Genomic DNA, 20,058 nt, shown 5'->3' with positions numbered 1-20,058 from the left:
TATTCCCCTACGCCTCCAAACCATTGCGCTTGAGCCTGCCCGCGAACGCTGAAATTTACCAGTTGGAATCCCCCCGAAACTCGGAGTAATGTGCCGAATCGTTCGTCTTCGTCTGCCTCAGTTTTTCCAAGGAACCGGAATATGCTGCGTCGTCGCATGCTGATCATGTTGGCCGTTGTGCTGCTCATCGTCCTGCTGCTGGGGGGCTATAAAGCCTTTTCCATCTATCAGCAGATCCAGGTCTTTTCCGCGCCCAAACCGCCGATCAGCGTGGCGGTGGCCACCGCGGTCGAACAACCGTGGCAACAGCGCCTGCCGGCGGTGGGTACGCTCAAGGCCTTGCAGGGGGTGAACCTCGCGCTGGAGATTGCCGGCACGGTCAAGGACGTGCAGTTCGAGTCGGGGCAGAAGGTCAAGGCCGGGCAGCCGCTGGTGCAACTCGACAGTGCGGTGGAAGACGCCCTGCTGCAAACCGCCCAGGCCGACCTGGGTCTGGCCCAGCTCGATTACGGGCGCGGCAGCCAACTGGTGGGCAGCCAGGCGATCTCCAAAGGCGAGTTCGACCGGCTCTCGGCGCAACTGCAAAAAAACAAGGCCACGGTCAACCAGCTCAAGGCGTCTCTGGCCAAGAAACACATCGTCGCGCCGTTCAGCGGCACTATCGGCATTCGTCAGGTCGATGTGGGCGACTATCTGGCCAGCGGCACGGTGATTGCCACCTTGCAGGACCTGAGCAGCCTCTATGTGGACTTTTATGTGCCCGAGCAGTCGGTGCCCAAGCTGGCCGTGGGCCAGGGGGTGCAGGTGCAAGTCTCGGCCTACCCGAAACTGACCTTCCCCGGCACCCTCAGTGCGATCAACCCGAAAGTCGAGAGCAGCACCCGTAACGTGCTGGTTCGAGCGACCCTGGCCAACCCGGACAATAAACTGCTACCGGGCATGTTCAGCAGCCTGCAAGTGCTGTTGCCCGACCCGCAAGCGCAGGTGGTGATACCGGAAAGTGCCATTACCTACACCCTCTACGGCAACTCAGCCTACGTGGTAACACAGAAAAAAACCGAGGACGGCAGCCTCGAAAAAGATGCCAACGGTCAACCGATACTGATCGCCGAACGGCGCTTTATCGAAACCGGCGAACGGCGCGATGGCCTGGTGCTGATCACCAAAGGCCTGAGCAGTGGCGAGCAAGTGGTCAGCGCCGGGCAGATCAAGCTCGACACCGGTGCGCATATCGCCATCACTGCGGATAAAAACCTGCCGGCCGCCCCTGGCCAACCTCCGCGCAACGACGGTTCAAGGAACTGAGCCATGGCGTTTACCGACACGTTTATCCGCCGCCCGGTGCTGGCCATGGTGGTCAGCCTGCTGATCGTGCTCCTGGGTTTCCAGGCCTACAGCAAACTGCCACTGCGCCAATACCCATCCATGGAAAATGCCCTGATCACGGTGACTACCGCGTACCCCGGGGCCAATGCCGAGACGATCCAGGGCTATATCACCCAGCCGTTGCAGCAAAGCCTGGCAAGTGCCGAAGGTATCGACTACATGACCTCGGTCAGTCGCCAGAACTTCTCGGTGATTTCCATCTATGCGCGGATCGGCGCCAACAGCGACCGGCTGTTCACCGAGCTGCTGGCCAAGGCCAACGAGGTCAAGAACAAACTGCCCCAGGACGCCGAAGACCCGGTGTTGAGCAAGGAGGCCGCAGATGCCTCGGCGCTGATGTACATCAGCTTCTCCAGCCAGCAACTGAGCAACCCGCAGATCACCGACTACCTGTCGCGGGTGATCCAGCCCAAGCTGGCGACCCTGCCCGGCATGGCCGAAGCCGAGATCCTCGGCAACCAGGTATTTGCCATGCGCCTGTGGCTGGACCCGGTCAAGCTCGCGGGCTTTGGCCTGAGCGCCAGTGACGTCACCGATGCCGTGCGCCACTACAACTTCCTCTCCGCCGCCGGCGAAGTGAAGGGCGAGTATGTGGTCACCAGCATCAACGCCAACACCGATTTGAAGACCGCCGAGGCCTTCGCCGCCATCACCGTGAAGACCGATGGCGACAGCCGGGTGCTGCTGGGCGACGTGGCCCGGGTGGAAATGGGCGCGGAAAACTACAACGCCATCAGTTCCTTTGGCGGTACGCCTTCGGTGTACATCGGCATCAAGGCCACGCCCAGTGCCAACCCGCTGGATGTGATCAAAGAAGTACGCAAGCTGATGCCGGAGCTGGAATCCCAGTTGCCGCCCAATCTCAAAGCAGAAATCGCCTACGACGCCACGCTGTTTATCCAGGCGTCCATCAACGAAGTGGTCAAGACCCTGTTTGAAGCGGTGCTGATCGTGATCGTCGTGGTGTTCCTGTTTCTCGGGGCGCTGCGCTCGGTGGTGATCCCGGTGGTGACCATCCCGCTGTCGATGATTGGCGTGCTGTTTTTCATGCAACTGATGGGCTACTCCATCAACCTGCTGACACTGCTGGCGATGGTGCTGGCCATCGGCCTGGTGGTGGATGATGCCATTGTGGTGGTGGAGAACATCCACCGCCATATTGAAGAAGGCAAGACGCCACTGGACGCTGCGCTGGAAGGCGCGCGGGAGATTGCCGTGCCGGTGGTGTCGATGACCATCACCCTGGCGGCGGTGTATGCGCCCATCGGTTTCCTCGAGGGGCTGACCGGGGCGTTGTTCAAGGAGTTCGCCCTGACCCTGGCCGGTGCGGTGGTGATTTCAGGCATCGTCGCCCTGACCCTGTCACCGATGATGTGCGCCCTGCTGTTGCGCCACGACGAAAACCCCACGGGCCTGGCCCATCGCCTGGACCGCATCTTCGAAGGCCTCAAGCGCCGCTACCAGACAATGCTGCACGGCACATTGAACACCCGGCCGGTGGTGATCGTGTTTGCCCTGATCGTGCTGTGCCTGATCCCGGTATTCCTCAAATTCACCCAGTCGCAACTGGCCCCGGATGAAGACCAGGGCATCATCTTTATGATGGCCAGCGCACCGCAGCCGACCAACCTGGACTACCTGAACACCTACACCGACGAGTTCATCACGATCTTCAAGGACTTCCCGGAGTATTACTCCTCGTTCCAGATCAATGGGTTCAACGGGGTGCAATCGGGTATCGGCGGCTTCCTGCTCAAACCGTGGAACGAGCGCGACCGCACGCAGATGCAGATCCTGCCTGAGGTACAGAAACGCCTGGAGCAGATCCCCGGCTTGCAGGTATTCGGCTTCAACCTGCCATCACTGCCCGGTACCGGCGAAGGCCTGCCCTTCGGTTTTGTGATCAACACACCCAATGACTATGAGTCGTTGCTGCAAGTGGCCGACCGCGTGAAGAAACGGGCCATGGAGTCGGGCAAGTTCGCCTTTGTCGATATCGACCTGGCGTTCGACAAACCCGAGGTGGTGGTGGACATCGACCGCGCCAAGGCGGCGCAGATGGGGGTGTCGATGCAGGATCTGGGCAGCACACTGGCGACCTTGCTGGCGGAAGCGGAAATCAACCGTTTCACCATTGATGGGCGCAGCTACAAGGTCATCGCCCAGGTCGAGCGGGCCTACCGGGACAACCCCGAGTGGCTGAACAGTTACTACGTGAAAAACACCCAGGGCGAGTTGTTGCCGCTGTCGACCCTGATCAGCATCAGTGACCGCGCGCGCCCGCGCCAACTGAACCAGTTCCAGCAACTCAACTCGGCGCTGATCTCGGGCTTCCCGATTGTCAGCATGGGCGAGGCCATCGACACCGTGCGCCAGATCGCCATCGAAGAAACCCCGGCCGGCTACGCCTTCGACTACAGCGGCGCCTCACGCCAATTCATCCAGGAAGGCAGCGCGCTGTGGGTCACCTTTGGCCTGGCGTTGGCCATCATCTTCCTGGTGCTGGCGGCACAGTTCGAGAGCTTCCGTGACCCGCTGGTGATCCTGGTGACGGTGCCGCTGTCGATCTGCGGCGCGTTGATCCCCTTGTTCCTGGGTTGGTCGAGCATGAACATCTACACCCAGGTGGGGTTGGTGACGTTGATCGGGCTGATCAGCAAGCACGGGATCCTGATCGTCGAGTTTGCCAACCAGTTGCGCAAGGACAAGGGCCTGACGCCCCGTGAAGCAGTGGAAGAAGCGGCGGCGATTCGCCTGCGCCCGGTATTGATGACCACGGCAGCGATGGTGTTTGGCATGGTGCCGTTGATCTTTGCCACAGGGGCCGGGGCGGTCAGTCGGTTTGATATCGGGATGGTGATTGCTACGGGGATGTCTGTGGGTACGTTGTTTACGCTGTTTGTGTTGCCGTGTGTTTATACGTTGTTGGCTAAGCGTGAGGTCTTGGCTGCGGTGGATTGATTGAGTACCTATCCGTTTCTGCGGCCCCTGTGGGAGCTGTCTCGCCCTGCGAGGCTGCGATAGCGGTGTGTCAGACAACATAAAGGCTAGCAGTGCCGGCGCCATCGCTGGCAAGCCAGCTCCCACACCCACCGGGGAACGCGGCTTCGCGCTCCGGTTCTACTGTGGCTCTGCTTTTGATCTTGATCTGAGGCGCCCCGCCAGGGCTGAGCGTATAGCCGCCATCCCAGACCAAGAACGCAGCAACACGCAAAAAACAAAAGGCCCCGCACTGCGGGGCCTTTTACAGGGGCGTCAATCTCTTCAACTCGCAGGCCTCATCCCTTGGGACATCCCAAACATAAACAGCAAAAGCTGATGATCAGGCTGCGTAACCCCCGTGGTCTTGGCGATCCGCGGCACCGGGCATTGCCCGCCGTTGTGCGCCGCGCTGAGGACTTCTGTGCGGGGCTGCTCCCAGGCAGCCAGGGCCAGGGAGGCGATGCCCAAGGCCCCCAACAGAAACAAACCTCGTGCTATTTCTAGCTTCATTAGGTTAAACCCTTGATAGCGCTGCCAAACGCCGCTTCGTAAAAGTAGCTGAGTTTTTGCCAGTCGGCGGCATTCCACGACGAATGGCGCCGCAACTGCTGCATGTCATGGTCAGCGGCCCGGCGGGCGGTCAAGCGTTGGCGACTCTTCTCGAGATCCAGCAGCGCCACTTCGACCGTCGCGCCCTCTGCCGCCCCGCTGACCCGCACAAAAATATGCTTGCTGTACAGGCAGCCATGCTGCCAGCGCCCCTTGTGCATGCGCGCCAGGGTTTGCGCCAACTCAGCTAGCAGGCGCTCATGCACCAGTTCCCCACATTGCGCGCGGCCACCGGCGGCGTACCAGCTGTCGATATCCACAAAGCCATCCAAAGCCGCCGTCACCAGCAAAGCCTTCCACTGTTGGTCCGGATCACGACGGGCGCCACAGAACACCAGTTCCGGAACCCCCACATCGAGCAAGCGCAGGCCCCTGAGCGCATCGCGCTCGCGCAACACCGTGGGCCGCCCAAAAGGATGCAGCCAACTGCGATAGGTGTGACCTGTCTGGCGCTTGCTGTAGAGCAAGCGCCCATTGGTGCCGATTACCCGCTGTACTCCGCTTTCGCCCCCTCGACGCCGATTGGGCTCCTCGACCCACTCGCCCTGCTGCCGCCAGAAGTAATCGAAGCGCTCTTCGGGAGCTACGTGACTGCCTGCTACGTACTCAACTGCCATCCTGCTACCTCTTGCGCAATACATACACTCGCCACATGGCGTACAGCGGTATGAAGTCCAAATACTCCTGGACGCGGAAACCAGCTTGCTCAAACTCAGCTTCAACAGTAGCAGCCGGTAACACAAAACGATTTCGGTAACTCTCCTGCTCACTTTTGTTGCGGCGCTGCATTTCCAGGCGCTTGCGTTTCCAGGCCTTGAAGTTGCCATCCACCCACAACGAAATGATCACGCTATCGCGGGTAACCCTTTGAAATTCTTTCAATAACGCCAGCCGATGCGCCGGGTCGCCGATGTGGTGCAGCAGACGCATGCAGAAAATGCTGTCCACTGCGTTGTCTGGCAGGTCGATATCAAACGCTGATGTCTGCAAGGGCCGTACCCGCTTGAGCACATCCGCCGGTTGCGACGCAGTGGCGATGCTTAACATGGCCTCGGAATTGTCCGCGCCGATAATCACCCGGTTGGGCTTTTCTGCCAGCAGTGGCCAGAATCGCCCGGCACCGCACGGCAAATCCAACACCAGACCAGGCTCACCGGCCATCGCCAGCGCACCGCGGGCCAATTGCTCATCCCGTTTGTGCGACAGCCGCCGCGCCAACTTGCCCTGATGTTTAAGCAGATATTGTTGAGCGTGCCGGTCGTCGTACTTGGCGGAAAATTCAAGTTTGATAGGGGTAGCCATCAACGGATCTCCTAGACTGATGCCTGCAACCTTAAGCAGTCGCACGTCATCTGCAGGTCAACCCTTTGTGAAAAAAACGTCCCGTCTAACCCTAAAGAATTACAAGGTTTTACAGGGAAAAAGCATGGCATGAAGCCATCTTCGCCGAACAGGCGGGAATCTGCCCCTGGGGAAGGGGCAGGAAAGGGCTCAGGATTTGACCTGATTCAATTCAACATGGAAGCGACAACCACTGGGCTCCATGGTACTGAGGCTGACCACCCAGCCCTGGCTCTCGCAGATGCGCTGGACCAGTGACAAACCCAGGCCCAGGCCGTCACCGCGTTTTTCGTTACCGCGTACAAACGGCTCGAACATAGCCTCGCGCTTGTCTTCGGGAATCCCCACCCCGCTGTCTTCCACTACAAAGCCGGTAGGCTCCAGGGTCAGGCGGATAAACCCGTGTTCGGTGTAGTGCAGGGCGTTGCGCAGCAGGTTGCCCATGACCGCATGCAGGAAGGTGGCGTTGTAGCGGGTGTCGAGTGGGTTGCCCGGCAGGTAGAACAACTCGATGCCCTTGCGCTCGATAGGTTCGCGCCAGATCCCCAGCAAGCCCTCCGCAACCTCGGAGAGGCTGACCTGGGGCGACATCGTGGTGTCGTCATGCTGGGCACGGGCCAGCATCAGGAAGGTCTGCACCAGCTCGCGCATTTCCTCGCAGGCCCGGGCGATACGCTCGACCTGTTTACGCCCCCGTGAATCAATCGCCGGGTTTTCCAGCAGCAGTTCGCAGGAACTGGCCAGCACCATCAAGGGCGTGCGCAGTTCATGGCTGACATCGCTGGTGAACAGGCGCTCACGGGTCAGGGCCTGGCGCAGACGGCCAAGGGTGGCGTCGAAGGCCACTGCCAGTTCGCCCACTTCGTCGGCCGCATAGTCCGGCGCCAGCGGCGGCGCCAGCCCCAGTAATTGGTCACGATGCCGCACCTGGCGCGCCAGGCGCACCACCGGTGCCATCACCTTACGGGCAAGGACCCAGCCGAGGAATACCGCCAGTGCCAGGCTGAGTACAAACCCTACCAGCACCACTGCAAACAACACGCGCTCGCGCTCTTCGAAATCGCTCTGGTCTTGCAGCAGGACATATCGACGGCCGTCGACGATCTCGACCATGGCATGGTAGGAAAGCGCATCGCGAAATACTTCGTGAAAGCCGGCGTCCAGATGCCGCAAGTCCTTGGGCAGTTGGAAATCCCCGCGTCCGCCGCTGAAATAGAACAGTTGGTCCGGCTCGGGACGGTGGCGCCAGTCTTCGACACTGTCCATCAACAGCAGACGCTGCAGGTCGCCGCCCAGCCCCGCCGAAATCAGTTTTTCTTCCACCAGGTGCACCGTGGCGACGATGCCCATGGCGAAGGCCCCCGCCACCAGCGCGCTCATCAGCGCAAAGGCAATGATGATCCGCTGGGCAAGGCTTTGCTTAAACTCCATCACGCCCCTCGGCCAAGCGATAACCCACGCCATGCACGGTTTGCAACAAGGGTTTGGCAAATGGCTTGTCGATCACTTGGCGCAGTTGGTGGACATGGCTGCGCAGGCTGTCGCTGTCCGGGCAGTCATCGCCCCACAGGGCCTCTTCAAGCACTTCGCGGCGCAGGACATGCGGGCTTTTCTGCATCAACACCGCGAGCAATTTCAGGCCGACAGGGTTGAGCTTGAGCAGGCGCCCTTCGCGGGTCACTTCCAGGGTGTCGAGGTCGTAGGACAGATCGCCGACTTGCAGCTCGCGCCGGCCGCCACCCTGGGCGCGACGCAGCACGGCTTCGATACGTGCGGCCAGTTCCGACAGGGCAAACGGCTTGAGCAGATAGTCATCGGCCCCCGACTTGAAGCCTTGCAGGCGGTCGTCCAATTGGTCGCGGGCGGTGAGCATGATCACCGGTGTGTCGCGGCGCGCGTCTTCACGCAGGCGTTTGCACAGGGTGTAGCCATCAATCCCAGGCAGCATGATATCGAGCACGATCAGGTCGTAATGCTCGGTGGCCGCCAGGTGCAGGCCAGACAAACCGTCCTGCGCACAGTCCACGGTATAGCCCTTGAGTCCGAGGTAATCCGCCAGGTTGGCCAGAATATCGCGGTTGTCTTCAACCAATAAAATTCGCATGGGCAGTGTCTCCGTACGCGGTAACAGCCGTGTTGGCTCGCGCAGCTTAAGGCCAAGTATGGCTTACCGCTAGGCCTGAACGGTCAACCGATTACTGTTTTCAACCGATTGAGCGGCTTAACGAGTTTTTCACTATAGGTTCACAAGCTGACCACAGTGTCAGGGTGAAGATCGCCGCCCATCGCTCTCAGGAATATAGACATGGGCCCGCCCAAGACTGCGCCAATGCGTTATTTGCTACTGCTGACCTGCACCTGGCTGGCCATTTTTGTGTTGACCCGCAGCGTACTGCTCCTTACCCACCTGGATGAAGTCAGCGGCAACCTGCTACCGGTATTCGGCGTGGGGCTGCTCTACGACCTGGGGTTCCTGGCCTATGCCGCGCTGCCCCTGGGCCTGTACCTGCTGCTGTGCCCGCCGGCTTTGTGGCGGCGGCGCGGCCACCGCTGGTTCCTGCAAGGCGTACTGACCGCCAGCCTGTTCGCCATGCTGTTCACCTCGGTGGCCGAATGGTTGTTCTGGGATGAGTTCGGGGTGCGCTTCAACTTTATCGCCGTCGACTATCTGGTGTATTCCGATGAAGTGCTGAACAACCTGCTGGAGTCCTACCCAATCGGCAAACTGTTGGGCCTGTTGGCGATACTGGCAATTGTCTTGAGCCTGGCCTTGCGCAAGCTGTTCAACGTGGCACTCGACTCGCCGCTGCCGGCCATGCGCGGGCGCCTGCTCAATGCCTTGGGATTGTTGGTGGTTGCCGGCCTGAGCCTGCAGTTGGTCAGCCAGGACAGCCCGCGCACCCAGGGGGGCAACGCCTATAACAATGAGCTGGCCAGCAATGGCCCGTACCAATTCTTCGCCGCGTTCCGCAACAATGAACTGGACTACAGCCAGTTCTACAAAAGCCTGCCGAGCGATATCGTGGCCCGCCAATTACGCACTGAGCTGAGTGAACCCAATGCCCGCTTCATCGGCAGCGACCCACTGGATATCCGCCGTGCCATCGACAACCCCGGCACCCTGCGCAAACCTAATATCGTGCTGGTGACTATCGAAAGCTTCAGCGCCAAATACATGGGCAGCAATGGCGACGACCGCAACCTGACCCCCAACCTTGATGAGTTGCGTAAACACAGCCTGTATTTCAGCAACTTCTACGCCACCGGCACCCGCACCGACCGAGGCCTGGAAGCCATTACCCTGGCCATTCCGCCCACTCCGGGGCGCTCCATCGTCAAGCGGGTTGGCCGGGAAAGCGGCTTTTCCAGCCTGGGCCAACAGCTCGGCACAATCGGTTATGACAGCGTGTTTGTGTATGGCGGCCGCGGCTACTTCGACAATATGAATGCGTTTTTCAGCGGTAACGGTTACCGGGTGGTCGACCAGAGCAGTGTTGCCGAGGCAGACATCAGCTTTAAAAACGCTTGGGGCATGGCCGATGAAGACTTGTTTAACCAGACCTTGAAACTGGCAGATGCCGACTACGCCAGGCGGCAGCCGTTCCTCCTGCAACTGATGACCACCTCCAACCATCGCCCCTACACCTACCCGGATGGCAGGATTGATATCAAGTCCGGCAATGGGCGCGACGGTGCGGTGAAATACACCGACTACGCAATCGGTCAATTCCTGCAGGCCGCGCGCCAGAAACCGTGGTTCGACAATACGATCTTCGTGTTTGTCGCCGACCACACCGCCGGCAGCGCGGGCAAGGAAGACTTGCCCATCGCCAACTACCAGATTCCGTTGTTTATCTATGCGCCGAAATGGGTCGAGGCCCGTGAAAGCGCGCAACTGGCCAGCCAGATCGACCTCGCCCCGACACTCCTGGGCCTGTTGAACCTGAGCTATGAATCGACGTTTTTCGGACGCAACCTGCTGCAAGACAACCCGCTTCCTCCTCGTGTGGTAGTCGGCAACTATCAGCACCTGGGTTTGTTTGACGGCACCAACCTGGCGATCCTCAGCCCGCGCCAAGGCCTGCGTCGCCATGACCAGGCCCTGGGCGCAAGCCAGGAGTTCCGGGTCGACAGCAATGACCCGCTGATCCAGCGTGCGATCACTTATTACCAGGCGGCCAGTTATGGCTTCAAGCAACACCTGCTGAGCTGGAAACCCCCGAAAACCACCGCCCCTCAACTGAGCCAGCGTTGACCCGGTAAGCCCCCATAAAAAAGCCCCGCCTGATCACTCAGGCGGGGCTTTTATGCATCGGGGGTAAGGCTGGCTTACATCATGCCGCCCATGCCACCCATACCGCCCATGTCTGGCATACCGCCGCCAGCCGAGCCTTCTGCTTTCGGCTTGTCAGCGATTGCAGCTTCGGTGGTCAGGATCAGGCCACCGATGGAGGCTGCAGCCTGCAGCGCGGAACGAGTCACCTTGGTAGGGTCCAGGATGCCCATTTCGATCATGTCGCCGTAGACGCCAGTCGCAGCGTTGTAACCGTAGTTACCTTTGCCGTTCTTGACTTCGTTGACTACAACGCTTGGCTCGTCGCCGGAGTTGGCAGCGATCTGGCGCAGCGGTGCTTCAACAGCACGACGCAGCACAGCGATACCGACGTTCTGGTCAGCGTTGTCGCCGGTCAGGTTGGTCAGGGCTTCCAGAGCACGGATCAGTGCAACGCCACCGCCAGGTACCACGCCTTCTTCAACGGCCGCACGGGTTGCGTGCAGGGCGTCTTCAACGCGGGCTTTCTTCTCTTTCATTTCAACTTCGGAACCAGCGCCAACCTTGATCACTGCAACGCCGCCAGACAGCTTGGCCAGGCGCTCTTGCAGTTTTTCACGGTCGTAGTCCGAGGAAGTCTCGGCAACCTGGGCACGGATCTGGGTGATGCGCGCCTGGATGTCCTGCTCAACGCCAGCACCGTCAACGATGATGGTGTTTTCTTTGGAGATGGTCACGCGCTTGGCGCTACCCAGGTTTTCCAGGGTGGCGCTTTCCAGGCTCAGGCCGATCTCTTCGGAGATTACGGTACCGCCGGTCAGGACGGCGATGTCCTGCAGCATGGCCTTGCGACGATCGCCGAAGCCTGGAGCCTTGACGGCTGCGACTTTAACGATACCGCGCATGTTGTTCACAACCAGAGTCGCCAGGGCTTCGCCTTCAACGTCTTCGGAAACGATCAGCAGTGGACGGCCGGCTTTGGCAACGGCTTCCAGTACTGGCAGCATTTCGCGGATGTTCGAGATCTTTTTGTCGACCAGCAGGATCAGCGGGCTGTCCAGCTCGGCAACCATGGTCTCTGGCTTGTTGACGAAGTACGGGGACAGGTAGCCACGGTCGAACTGCATGCCTTCTACAACCGACAGTTCGTTTTCCAGGCCAGTGCCTTCTTCAACGGTGATCACGCCTTCTTTACCGACTTTTTCCATGGCTTCGGCAATGATGTCGCCGATGGAGCTGTCGGAGTTGGCAGAGATGGTACCTACCTGAGCGATAGCCTTGGTGTCAGCGCATGGCTTGGACAGGTTTTTCAGCTCAGCAACGATGGCGATGGTCGCCTTGTCGATGCCGCGCTTGAGGTCCATCGGGTTCATGCCGGCAGCGACGGCTTTGTAGCCTTCGTTGACGATGGCCTGAGCCAGAACGGTGGCGGTGGTGGTGCCGTCGCCGGCGTCATCGTTGGCACGGGAGGCAACGTCTTTGACCAGCTGCGCGCCCATGTTTTCGAAACGGTCTTCCAGTTCGATTTCTTTGGCGACCGAAACGCCGTCCTTGGTGATGGTCGGAGCGCCGAAGCTCTTCTCGATGATCACGTTACGGCCTTTCGGGCCCAGGGTCGCTTTTACTGCGTCAGCCAGGATGTTGACACCGGTGAGCATTTTCTTACGGGCGGAATCGCCGAATTTAACTTCTTTAGCAGCCATGATCGATATTCCTTAAATACTTTGTAGTAACGGGAAAATGAGCGGGGAATCAGCCTTCCAGTACAGCGAGAATCTCGTTCTCAGCCATAACCAGCAGGTCTTCGCCGTCGACTTTCACAGTGTTGCTGCCGGAGTAAGGACCGAATACAACCTTGTCACCGACTTTAACGGCCAGCGCACGCACTTCACCGTTTTCCAGAGTCTTGCCTGGGCCTGCAGCGACGATCACACCGTGGTTGGCTTTTTCAGCAGCCGAACCTGGCAGAACGATACCGCCAGCGGTTTTCTTTTCTTCTTCGCTGCGACGGATAACGACGCGGTCGTGCAGAGGACGAAGCTTGCTCATTGTCGATCTCTCCTAATTGTAAGTTTCATCGGCCGGTATCAGTACCGGCGGGTGGTATTCCGGCGGTGCCGGTCGCGGTTCGCCAAGCGAAACGCGGAAGTCTGTCTGGTGTCGCCACCAGAAACCTTGCGGTGACCGTTACATAAGGGCGTATATGCTTATTACAAGGGCCGCAGATGAAAATTTTTGTGTCAGCAGGGCACCCGAAGGTGCCCTGCCAGGGATGGCGTTACTTGGAGTCGCGGTGCTCGAACTCACCTTCGATCACATCACCTTCACGCCCCAACGGCTGGCGAGGTGCCGGGCCACCACGAGGCTGCAGGTCATCGGCAAACGCACGCTGGCGGATCGCCGCTTCTTCGGCGCGCTGGCGCAGCTTGCCTGCCAGCAAGCGCCGGGTGAATGGCAGCAGCAGGATCAAACCCAGCACATCACTGACAAAACCCGGCACGATCAACAGGCCACCGGCCAAAGCCATCATCAAGCCTTCAAGCATGGTCTGGGCCGGCAATTCGCCGCGATTCAGGCTTTCACGGGCACGCAGTGCAGTGGCCAGGCCGGCGATACGCAGCACGAACACGCCGAGCATCGAGCCGAGAATAATCAGCAGCAGCGCCGGGAAAAACCCTATAGCCCCGCTGACCTTGACGAATACGAACAGCTCCAGCACCGGAAACAGCAGAAAGAGCAATAAAAAAGGGCGCATCAAATGGTTCCTCAACGCAAGAATGCCTTGCTACTAGACCCTAGATGACGTCGCCCTTTCGTGAATTCAAGCTTGCGAGGTGGCTTTTTTCGGCCAAGCCTCGGCGTGAGCCAGGAAAACCAAGGCCTCGCGCACTTGTGTCGGCGTGTTGCAAGTACCCGCAAAGGGCAACCAGTGCAGGCCCTGACCGATGCGCAGGTGCATGCCTTCGCTGTCGATACCGGCCAGTTGCGCCGGCTCGGACGTCGGCAGGCCCGCCAGTTCGACATAGTGGGCGATGGCCTTGGTGTGATCGCTGTTCATGTGCTCGATCATGCTCAACTCGGCCTTGCCGGCGAACGGATTGGCCAGGGTCAACTGATCGACCCAGTGGATCGCGCCAAAACCGCCGATGTAGCGATGCCGCACCGGCTTGAGCACCCAGAAATCGAAGTCATGGGCCTTGTGGTAGTTGGCCGAGTCCGGGAAATACCGGTAGTAGCGTTCGGCGGCGGCGGCAATGGCCGCCTCGTCCTCGAGCTTTTCGGCTTCGGCGAGATAGGTAAGGCGCCCGACAGCTTGCACATCATCAGCCTCGCGCTCGCCCACCAACAACGAGCACTTGGGGTCTTTTTGCAGGTTGTGGGTGTGCTGGGCAATACGGCTGATCAGGATCAGCGGCCGGCCTTCGGCATCCAGGCAATAAGGCACCACCGAACCAAAGGGGAAGCCGGGCATGGCCTTGGAGTGGGTGGCGAGCGCCCCACGGTATTCCTTGAGCAGTAGTTCTCGTGCATTCTTGGCAACGTGGACGCTCAATTTATGACTCCTTCGATAAATTCCGTCAGAAAACGGACTGGGGCAACCGCTTAAATCTGCTCATAGGACATGCGAATGCATCTCAACGACAAAGTAATCATTATCACCGGCGGTTGCCAGGGCCTGGGCCGCTCCATGGCCGAGTATTTTGCAAGCAAAGGTGCCCATCTGGCACTGGTGGACCTCAATCAGGAAAAACTCGACGCGGCCGTGGCTGCCTGCCAGTCCCACGGTGTCACCGCACGCAGCTATCTGTGCAATGTGGCAGATGAAGATCAGGTGACTCATACCGTAGCGCAGATCGCCGAGGATTTCGGCGCGATCCACGGTTTGATCAACAACGCCGGGATCCTGCGTGATGGCCTGCTGCTCAAGATCAAGGACGGCGAGATGACCAAGATGAGCCTGGCCCAGTGGCAGGCGGTGATCGACGTCAACCTGACCGGCGTGTTCCTCTGCACCCGCGAAGTGGCAGCAAAAATGGTGGAGCTGAACAACCAGGGCGCCATTATCAACATCTCGTCGATCTCCCGCGCGGGTAACGTGGGCCAGACCAACTATTCGGCGGCCAAGGCCGGCGTGGCCGCAGCGACGGTGACCTGGGCCAAGGAACTGGCGCGCTATGGTATTCGCGTGGCGGGCATTGCGCCGGGCTTTATCGAGACCGAGATGACGCTGGGCATGAAGCCTGAAGCGCTGGAGAAGATGACGTCGGGGATCCCGCTCAAGCGCATGGGCCGCCCGGAAGAAATCGCCCATTCGGCGGCGTACATCTTCGAGAACGACTATTACACCGGGCGCATCCTGGAGCTGGATGGCGGGCTGCGGTTGTAACTGACACCGCAAAACCTTGTGTAGGGCCGGGCTTGTGTGGGAGCTGGCTTGCCTGCGATAGCATCGCCTCGGTAATACTGAGAAACCGCGGTGATGCTATCGCAGGCAAGCCAACTCCTACATTCCAGTTACCAGGTCACGCCAAACCCTGCGGTGTAACGGGTCTTGCTCAGGCTGCTGTCCGAGGCGCCGCTGATGATGTCGCGCTCGGCCTTGAGATTGAGCGAAGCCCATTCGGTGACTTTATAGCGCAGGCCCATTTCGGCATCGAGGGCGTAGTCGGCCGGACCGGCCAGGGGTTTGCCCACTTCGCCGTTGGTGAAGAACTCCACGGTCTTGCCGATCAGGTAACGGTTGTAGTCCCACTTCATGGCCAGGGAATAGAAGTTGTCCTTGCCGCCGTACTGGTACTCATAGTCAGTGCGGTTGAGCAGCGAGCCCAGGGAGAACGCTCCCAGTTCATCGTCCCAGAACTGATAACCCGGACCGGTACCGACGGTGCGCTGGCGACGCAGGTCTTCAACCTTGTCGTGCTTGTAGGTCAAGCGCCCCTGCCAGAACCACTGGTCGGTAATAAAGCGGTCCAGCGCGTACTCGGCGCTCCAGTTGTCGGTGGTGACCACATCGTTCTGGAATTCGCGGTTGTATTCGCCTTCGGCAATATGCCGCCACTTGCCGTGACGGGCGGTGGTCTTGAAGTCGATGTCGTAGTCGTCGGTGTCTTTTTCCGCACGCTTGTAGTCCAGCGCCACGTCGACATTGCCCTTCCACACCAGATCCTCGATCACCGGCTTTGGCTTGATGATCTGCTGGATGCTGGCCAACTCCACCGTCTTGGGAGCCTCGCCGTTGGCCAGGATCACCTTGCCGTCCTCGGCCGGGTGCAGGGACTTGGCCTTCTCGCCGGTGTAGGCGTCTTGCTTGACCAGCAGTTCCTGGTCGCTTTCCAGGGTTTTCACCTGTTTCCAGTCCACCGGGATCGCCCCGGCGTATTCAGTCTGGATCAACAGCTTGCCGCCGTCGAAAACCTTGATCTTGCCGGTCAGGCGATCACCGTTTTTCAACCAGATGGTATCGGCCAGCACAGGGGTAGAGGCAGTAAAAACAGCGAGGCACAGCAGGGTTCTGGACAACATAAGCGGTTACGGGGCTCAAGTTTGGCGAAAAAAGGGGCATTATCGGCGTAGCTGAAGTCTTAGCAAGGACTGACTCAAGGTTTTCTATTGAGTTCAATTCTCAACGCCATCTTTACAGATGTTTCTTACATAGAAACGACTGATTTCAACCGAGCCAGCCAGAACAGTGAACGAGCCCGCCGAAACGCCGCAAACCCCGTCCGAAATGCGCCGTACTTCGCTGTACCTGACCTTGGCCCAAGTGCCCGAAGGCTGCGTGGTGAGTTATGGCGAACTGGCGCACCTGGCTGGACTGGGGCGTGCCGCACGCTTCGTAGGCCGCACCCTGAGCCAGCTACCAGAGGGTTCGAAATTGCCCTGGCACCGGGTGGTCGCCGCCGGCGGTCGGATAAGTCTGCCGGCGGGCAGCGCTTCAGGTGATGAACAACGTGCGCGTTTGCGCAGTGAAGGTGTCAGTATCCTGAACAATCGCGTTGATATTCAGCGCCATGGCTGGCGCCCGGTAGAGCACAGCGGTTAGAGTGCGCGCTTTGTTTCCGTAAATCTGAGGCAGACTCCAGCCCATGCCCCGTAAAACCTGGCGCGCCGCGCTCGCTGCCTATGCCAGCCCCTCGACGTTAGTGCTGTTATTGCTCGGCTTTGCCGCCGGTCTGCCTTACATGTTGGTGTTCTCGACGCTCTCAGTCTGGTTGCGCGAAGCCGGTGTGGCACGCGAGACCATTGGCTATGCGAGCCTGATCGGCCTGGCATATGCGTTCAAGTGGGTCTGGTCACCCCTGCTGGACCAATGGCGCCTGCCGCTATTGGGCAAGTTGGGTCGTCGTCGTTCCTGGTTGGTGCTGTCCCAATCCCTGGTAATTCTCGGCTTGATCGGTATGGGCTTCTGCGACCCGCAGAAACACCTGTCGTGGCTGATCGCCATTGCCGTTATCGTCGCGTTCGCCTCCGCAACCCAAGACATCGCGGTAGACGCCTATCGCCTGGAAATCGCCGATGACAGCCGCCAGGCCGCGCTGGCCGCCAGCTATATGTCCGGCTACCGCATCGCCGCCCTGCTGGCCACGGCGGGCGCGCTGTTCTTTGCCGAAGGCTTTGGTTCCACCGGCTTCAACTATAAGCATTCGGCGTGGACCGGCACCTACGTGCTGTTCGGCGTTTTGATGATCCCTGCCCTGCTCACCAGCTTTTTCATGCGTGAACCCGATGTGCCCCTGCGCACCCAGTTGCAGGCCGGGCGCTACACGTTTGCCCACCAACTGATGTCGGTGTTTGTGCTGATCGTCCTGCTGGTGTCGGTCCCGGCGATGTTCACCCAGTTGTACAACACCGATTTCGCCAGCGTGCTGTTCGAAGGCGTAAGCCTGCTCGACCTGCTGCTGGAAGACCGCGCCTTCCTGCGCGCCATCCTCTATATCACCCTCACCGCCCTGTGCCTCTCGGCCATGGGCCGCCGGGGCCTGGCGCCGGTGCTGACGCCGGTCAACGACTTTATCCTGCGCTACCGCTGGCAGGCCCTGTTGCTGCTGGGGCTGATCGCCACCTACCGCATGTCGGACACGGTGATGGGCGTGATGGCCAACGTGTTCTATATCGACCAGGGGTTCACCAAGGACCAGATCGCCAGTGTCAGCAAGATCTTCGGCCTGATCATGACCCTGGTCGGCGCCGGCATGGGTGGCCTGTTGATCGTGCGATTCGGCATCCTGCCAATCCTGTTTATCGGTGGCATCACCTCGGCCGGCACCAACTTGCTGTTCCTGATGCTCGCCGACATGGGCGCCGACCTGCAGATGCTGATCTTCACCATTTCCCTGGACAACTTCAGCTCGGGCCTGGCGACCTCGGCGTTCGTCGCCTACCTGTCGAGCCTGACCAACCTGAAGTTCTCCGCCACCCAATACGCCCTGCTCAGCTCGATCATGTTGCTGTTGCCACGACTGATCGGTGGTTACTCGGGGGTCATGGTGGAAAAGTTCGGCTATCACAACTTCTTCCTGATCACTGCGATGCTCGGTGTGCCGACACTGCTGCTGATTGCCTTGCACTGGTACCAGGAAAGCCGGCGGATCCGTTTGAACCCGCCCGAAGAAGGCTGATACCTGTGGGGGTTGGCTAAAGCCAGCACCCCACAGAAATCCAGTCACCACCTGATGCCTGTACTCTGGCGGCGACCGCCCGTACAATCCCAGGTCACTTCAAGTCCAAGCAACCGACAACGGCCTACCATGCGCACCAGTCAATATTTGCTCGCCACACAGAAAGAAACGCCTTCCGACGCGGTCGTGATCAGCCACCAGCTGATGCTGCGCGCCGGTATGATCCGCAAACTGGCCTCTGGCCTGTACACCTGGCTGCCCATGGGCTTGAAGGTGATGCGCAAGGTCGAAGCGATCGTTCGCGAAGAAATGAACGCCGCCGGCTCTCTGGAAGTATTGATGCCGAGCACTCAGCCGGCTGAACTGTGGCAGGAATCCGGGCGCTGGGAAGAGTACGGCCCTGAGTTGCTGCGCTTCAAGGATCGTCATGGCCGCGACTTCTGCGCAGGCCCGACCCATGAAGAAGTGATCACCGACCTGATGCGCAACGAGTTGAGCAGCTACAAACAGCTGCCCCTCAACCTGTATCAGATCCAGACCAAGTTCCGTGACGAAATCCGCCCACGCTTCGGCTTGATGCGTGGCCGCGAGTTCATCATGAAGGACGCCTATTCGTTCCACGCCGATCAGCCTTCGCTGCAGGTCACCTATGACCGCATGCACCAGGCCTATTGCAACGTGTTCACCCGCCTGGGCTTGAAATTCCGCCCGGTCGAAGCGGACAACGGTTCCATCGGGGGCGCGGGCTCCCATGAGTTCCACGTGCTGGCAGAGTCCGGCGAAGACGATATCGTCTTCAGCGACGGCTCCGACTACGCGGCCAACATCGAGAAAGCCGAAGCGGTGCCACGGGAAACTTCCCGTCCTGCGCCGGCTGAAGAACTGCGCCTGGTCGATACCCCAGACACCAAGACCATCGCGGCCCTGGTCGAAAAATTCAATCTGCCGATTGAAAAGACCATCAAGACCCTGATCGTGCATGCCGAGGAAGAAGGCAAGTTGATCGCCCTGGTGATCCGTGGCGACCACGAACTCAACGAAATCAAGGCTGCCCAGCAACCTGGCGTCGCCAGCCCGCTGGTCATGGCCTCGGACGCCGAACTGCGTGACGCCATTGGCGCCGGCGCCGGCTCCCTGGGCCCGCTGAACCTGCCATTGCCGATCATCATCGACCGCTCGGTCGAGCTGATGAGCGACTTCGGTATCGGTGCCAACATCGACGACAAGCACTACTTCGGCGTCAACTGGGAGCGTGACCTGCCGGTTCCAACCGTGGCCGACCTGCGCAACGTGGTGGCCGGTGATCCAAGCCCGGACGGCAAGGGCACCCTGGAAATCAAGCGCGGCATCGAAGTGGGGCACATCTTCCAGCTGGGCAACAAGTACAGCAAGGCGATGAAGTGCGAAGTGCTGGGCGAAAACGGCAAGCCGGTGACCCTGGAAATGGGCTGCTATGGCATTGGCGTTTCCCGCGTGGTGGCCGCTGCCATCGAGCAGAACCACGACGAGAAAGGCATTATTTGGAGCGACACCCTGGCGCCGTTCCAGATCGCCCTGGTACCGCTGCGCTACGAAACCGAGCAGGTTCGCGAAGCCACCGACAAACTGTATGCCGAACTGACGGCCGCCGGTTTCGAAGTGCTGCTTGATGATCGCGACAAGAAGACCAGCCCGGGCATCAAGTTTGCCGACATGGAACTGATTGGCATCCCTCACCGGATCGTGGTCAGTGACCGCGGCCTGGCCGATGGCAATCTGGAATACAAGAGCCGGACCGAAGCCGAAGCCCAACCGTTGCCGGTGGCTGACGTGCTGCCCTTCCTTCAGGCGCGTATTCGTCGCTGAAAA

17 protein-coding genes are annotated in these 20,058 nt (G+C 59.9%); 7 read left to right on the top strand and 10 right to left on the bottom strand.

Features of this window, described 5'->3' with window-relative positions; genetic code table 11:
* Window positions 1–141 precede the first annotated feature (141 nt).
* Both HBR94_RS24645 and HBR94_RS24640 read left to right on the top strand, forming a co-directional pair.
* Window positions 142–1,305 (top strand): efflux RND transporter periplasmic adaptor subunit, encoded by a 1,164-nt coding sequence (locus HBR94_RS24645; RefSeq protein ID WP_057958647.1) that lies wholly within the window; start codon window positions 142–144, stop codon window positions 1,303–1,305.
* A 3-nt stretch (window positions 1,306–1,308) separates the two neighbouring features.
* Complete coding sequence (locus HBR94_RS24640; RefSeq protein WP_057439381.1) at window positions 1,309–4,347, top strand: multidrug efflux RND transporter permease subunit; 3,039 nt, start codon at window positions 1,309–1,311, stop codon at window positions 4,345–4,347.
* A gap of 303 nt (window positions 4,348–4,650) precedes the next feature.
* On the opposite strand, the gene HBR94_RS28825 is transcribed toward HBR94_RS24640, so the two are convergent.
* The 5 genes from HBR94_RS28825 to colR form a co-directional block, all read right to left on the bottom strand.
* Window positions 4,651–4,878 carry a hypothetical protein gene (locus HBR94_RS28825; RefSeq protein ID WP_057958645.1) on the bottom strand — a complete coding sequence of 76 codons (228 nt, stop codon included), beginning with the start codon at window positions 4,876–4,878 and terminating at the stop codon, window positions 4,651–4,653.
* Entirely contained in the window at window positions 4,878–5,594 is a 717-nt protein-coding gene (locus HBR94_RS24635; RefSeq protein ID WP_057444707.1) for a lipopolysaccharide kinase InaA family protein, read from the bottom strand. Before HBR94_RS24635 ends, HBR94_RS28825 begins: the two co-directional genes overlap by 1 nt.
* Window positions 5,595–5,598: 4 nt before the next feature.
* Window positions 5,599–6,279, bottom strand: coding sequence for a class I SAM-dependent methyltransferase (locus HBR94_RS24630; protein WP_057439380.1), 681 nt, complete (start codon window positions 6,277–6,279; stop codon window positions 5,599–5,601).
* A gap of 189 nt (window positions 6,280–6,468) precedes the next feature.
* Entirely contained in the window at window positions 6,469–7,749 is a 1,281-nt protein-coding gene (locus HBR94_RS24625; protein ID WP_057439379.1) for a HAMP domain-containing sensor histidine kinase, read from the bottom strand.
* Complete coding sequence (colR, locus tag HBR94_RS24620; RefSeq protein ID WP_029295378.1) at window positions 7,739–8,422, bottom strand: two-component system response regulator ColR; 684 nt, start codon at window positions 8,420–8,422, stop codon at window positions 7,739–7,741. Before colR ends, HBR94_RS24625 begins: the two co-directional genes overlap by 11 nt.
* Window positions 8,423–8,623: 201 nt before the next feature.
* On the opposite strand from colR, the gene HBR94_RS24615 reads away from it, so the two are divergent.
* A complete protein-coding gene (locus HBR94_RS24615) occupies window positions 8,624–10,573 on the top strand; it encodes an LTA synthase family protein (RefSeq protein ID WP_170045679.1) in 1,950 nt (649 codons plus the stop codon).
* Window positions 10,574–10,647: 74 nt separating this feature from the next.
* Here HBR94_RS24615 and groL read toward each other — a convergent pair whose 3' ends face one another.
* The 4 genes from groL to HBR94_RS24595 all read right to left on the bottom strand — a co-directional run bounded on the left by groL (window position 10,648) and on the right by HBR94_RS24595 (window position 14,144).
* Window positions 10,648–12,294 (bottom strand): chaperonin GroEL, encoded by a 1,647-nt coding sequence (gene groL, locus HBR94_RS24610; protein ID WP_057439378.1) that lies wholly within the window; start codon window positions 12,292–12,294, stop codon window positions 10,648–10,650.
* Between the two features lie 49 nt (window positions 12,295–12,343).
* Window positions 12,344–12,640 (bottom strand): co-chaperone GroES, encoded by a 297-nt coding sequence (locus tag HBR94_RS24605; protein ID WP_017846112.1) that lies wholly within the window; start codon window positions 12,638–12,640, stop codon window positions 12,344–12,346.
* Between the two features lie 229 nt (window positions 12,641–12,869).
* Entirely contained in the window at window positions 12,870–13,346 is a 477-nt protein-coding gene (locus HBR94_RS24600) for an FxsA family protein (protein WP_057439377.1), read from the bottom strand.
* A gap of 66 nt (window positions 13,347–13,412) precedes the next feature.
* Complete coding sequence (locus tag HBR94_RS24595; RefSeq protein WP_057439376.1) at window positions 13,413–14,144, bottom strand: HugZ family protein; 732 nt, start codon at window positions 14,142–14,144, stop codon at window positions 13,413–13,415.
* Window positions 14,145–14,219: 75 nt separating this feature from the next.
* Between HBR94_RS24595 and HBR94_RS24590 the strand changes: the two genes are divergently transcribed.
* Window positions 14,220–14,978, top strand: coding sequence for an SDR family oxidoreductase (locus HBR94_RS24590; protein ID WP_115128858.1), 759 nt, complete (start codon window positions 14,220–14,222; stop codon window positions 14,976–14,978).
* Window positions 14,979–15,106: 128 nt separating this feature from the next.
* On the opposite strand, the gene HBR94_RS24585 is transcribed toward HBR94_RS24590, so the two are convergent.
* Window positions 15,107–16,114 carry a DUF481 domain-containing protein gene (locus tag HBR94_RS24585; RefSeq protein WP_170045678.1) on the bottom strand — a complete coding sequence of 336 codons (1,008 nt, stop codon included), beginning with the start codon at window positions 16,112–16,114 and terminating at the stop codon, window positions 15,107–15,109.
* Window positions 16,115–16,280: 166 nt separating this feature from the next.
* Between HBR94_RS24585 and HBR94_RS24580 the strand changes: the two genes are divergently transcribed.
* The 3 genes from HBR94_RS24580 to HBR94_RS24570 all read left to right on the top strand — a co-directional run bounded on the left by HBR94_RS24580 (window position 16,281) and on the right by HBR94_RS24570 (window position 20,055).
* Entirely contained in the window at window positions 16,281–16,634 is a 354-nt protein-coding gene (locus tag HBR94_RS24580) for an MGMT family protein (RefSeq protein WP_170045677.1), read from the top strand.
* A gap of 43 nt (window positions 16,635–16,677) precedes the next feature.
* Complete coding sequence (locus tag HBR94_RS24575) at window positions 16,678–18,210, top strand: AmpG family muropeptide MFS transporter (protein ID WP_057958638.1); 1,533 nt, start codon at window positions 16,678–16,680, stop codon at window positions 18,208–18,210.
* 129 nt (window positions 18,211–18,339) lie between these two features.
* Window positions 18,340–20,055 carry a proline--tRNA ligase gene (locus tag HBR94_RS24570; protein ID WP_169959687.1) on the top strand — a complete coding sequence of 572 codons (1,716 nt, stop codon included), beginning with the start codon at window positions 18,340–18,342 and terminating at the stop codon, window positions 20,053–20,055.
* Window positions 20,056–20,058 lie beyond the last annotated feature (3 nt).

This window comes from Pseudomonas sp. WS 5412 (assembly GCF_012985615.1).
In the GTDB taxonomy this organism is placed as follows: Bacteria; Pseudomonadota; Gammaproteobacteria; order Pseudomonadales; family Pseudomonadaceae; genus Aquipseudomonas; species Aquipseudomonas shahriarae.
The sequence above is the reverse complement of the archived record's forward strand: the minus strand, read 5'-3'. Positions and strand labels throughout refer to the sequence as shown.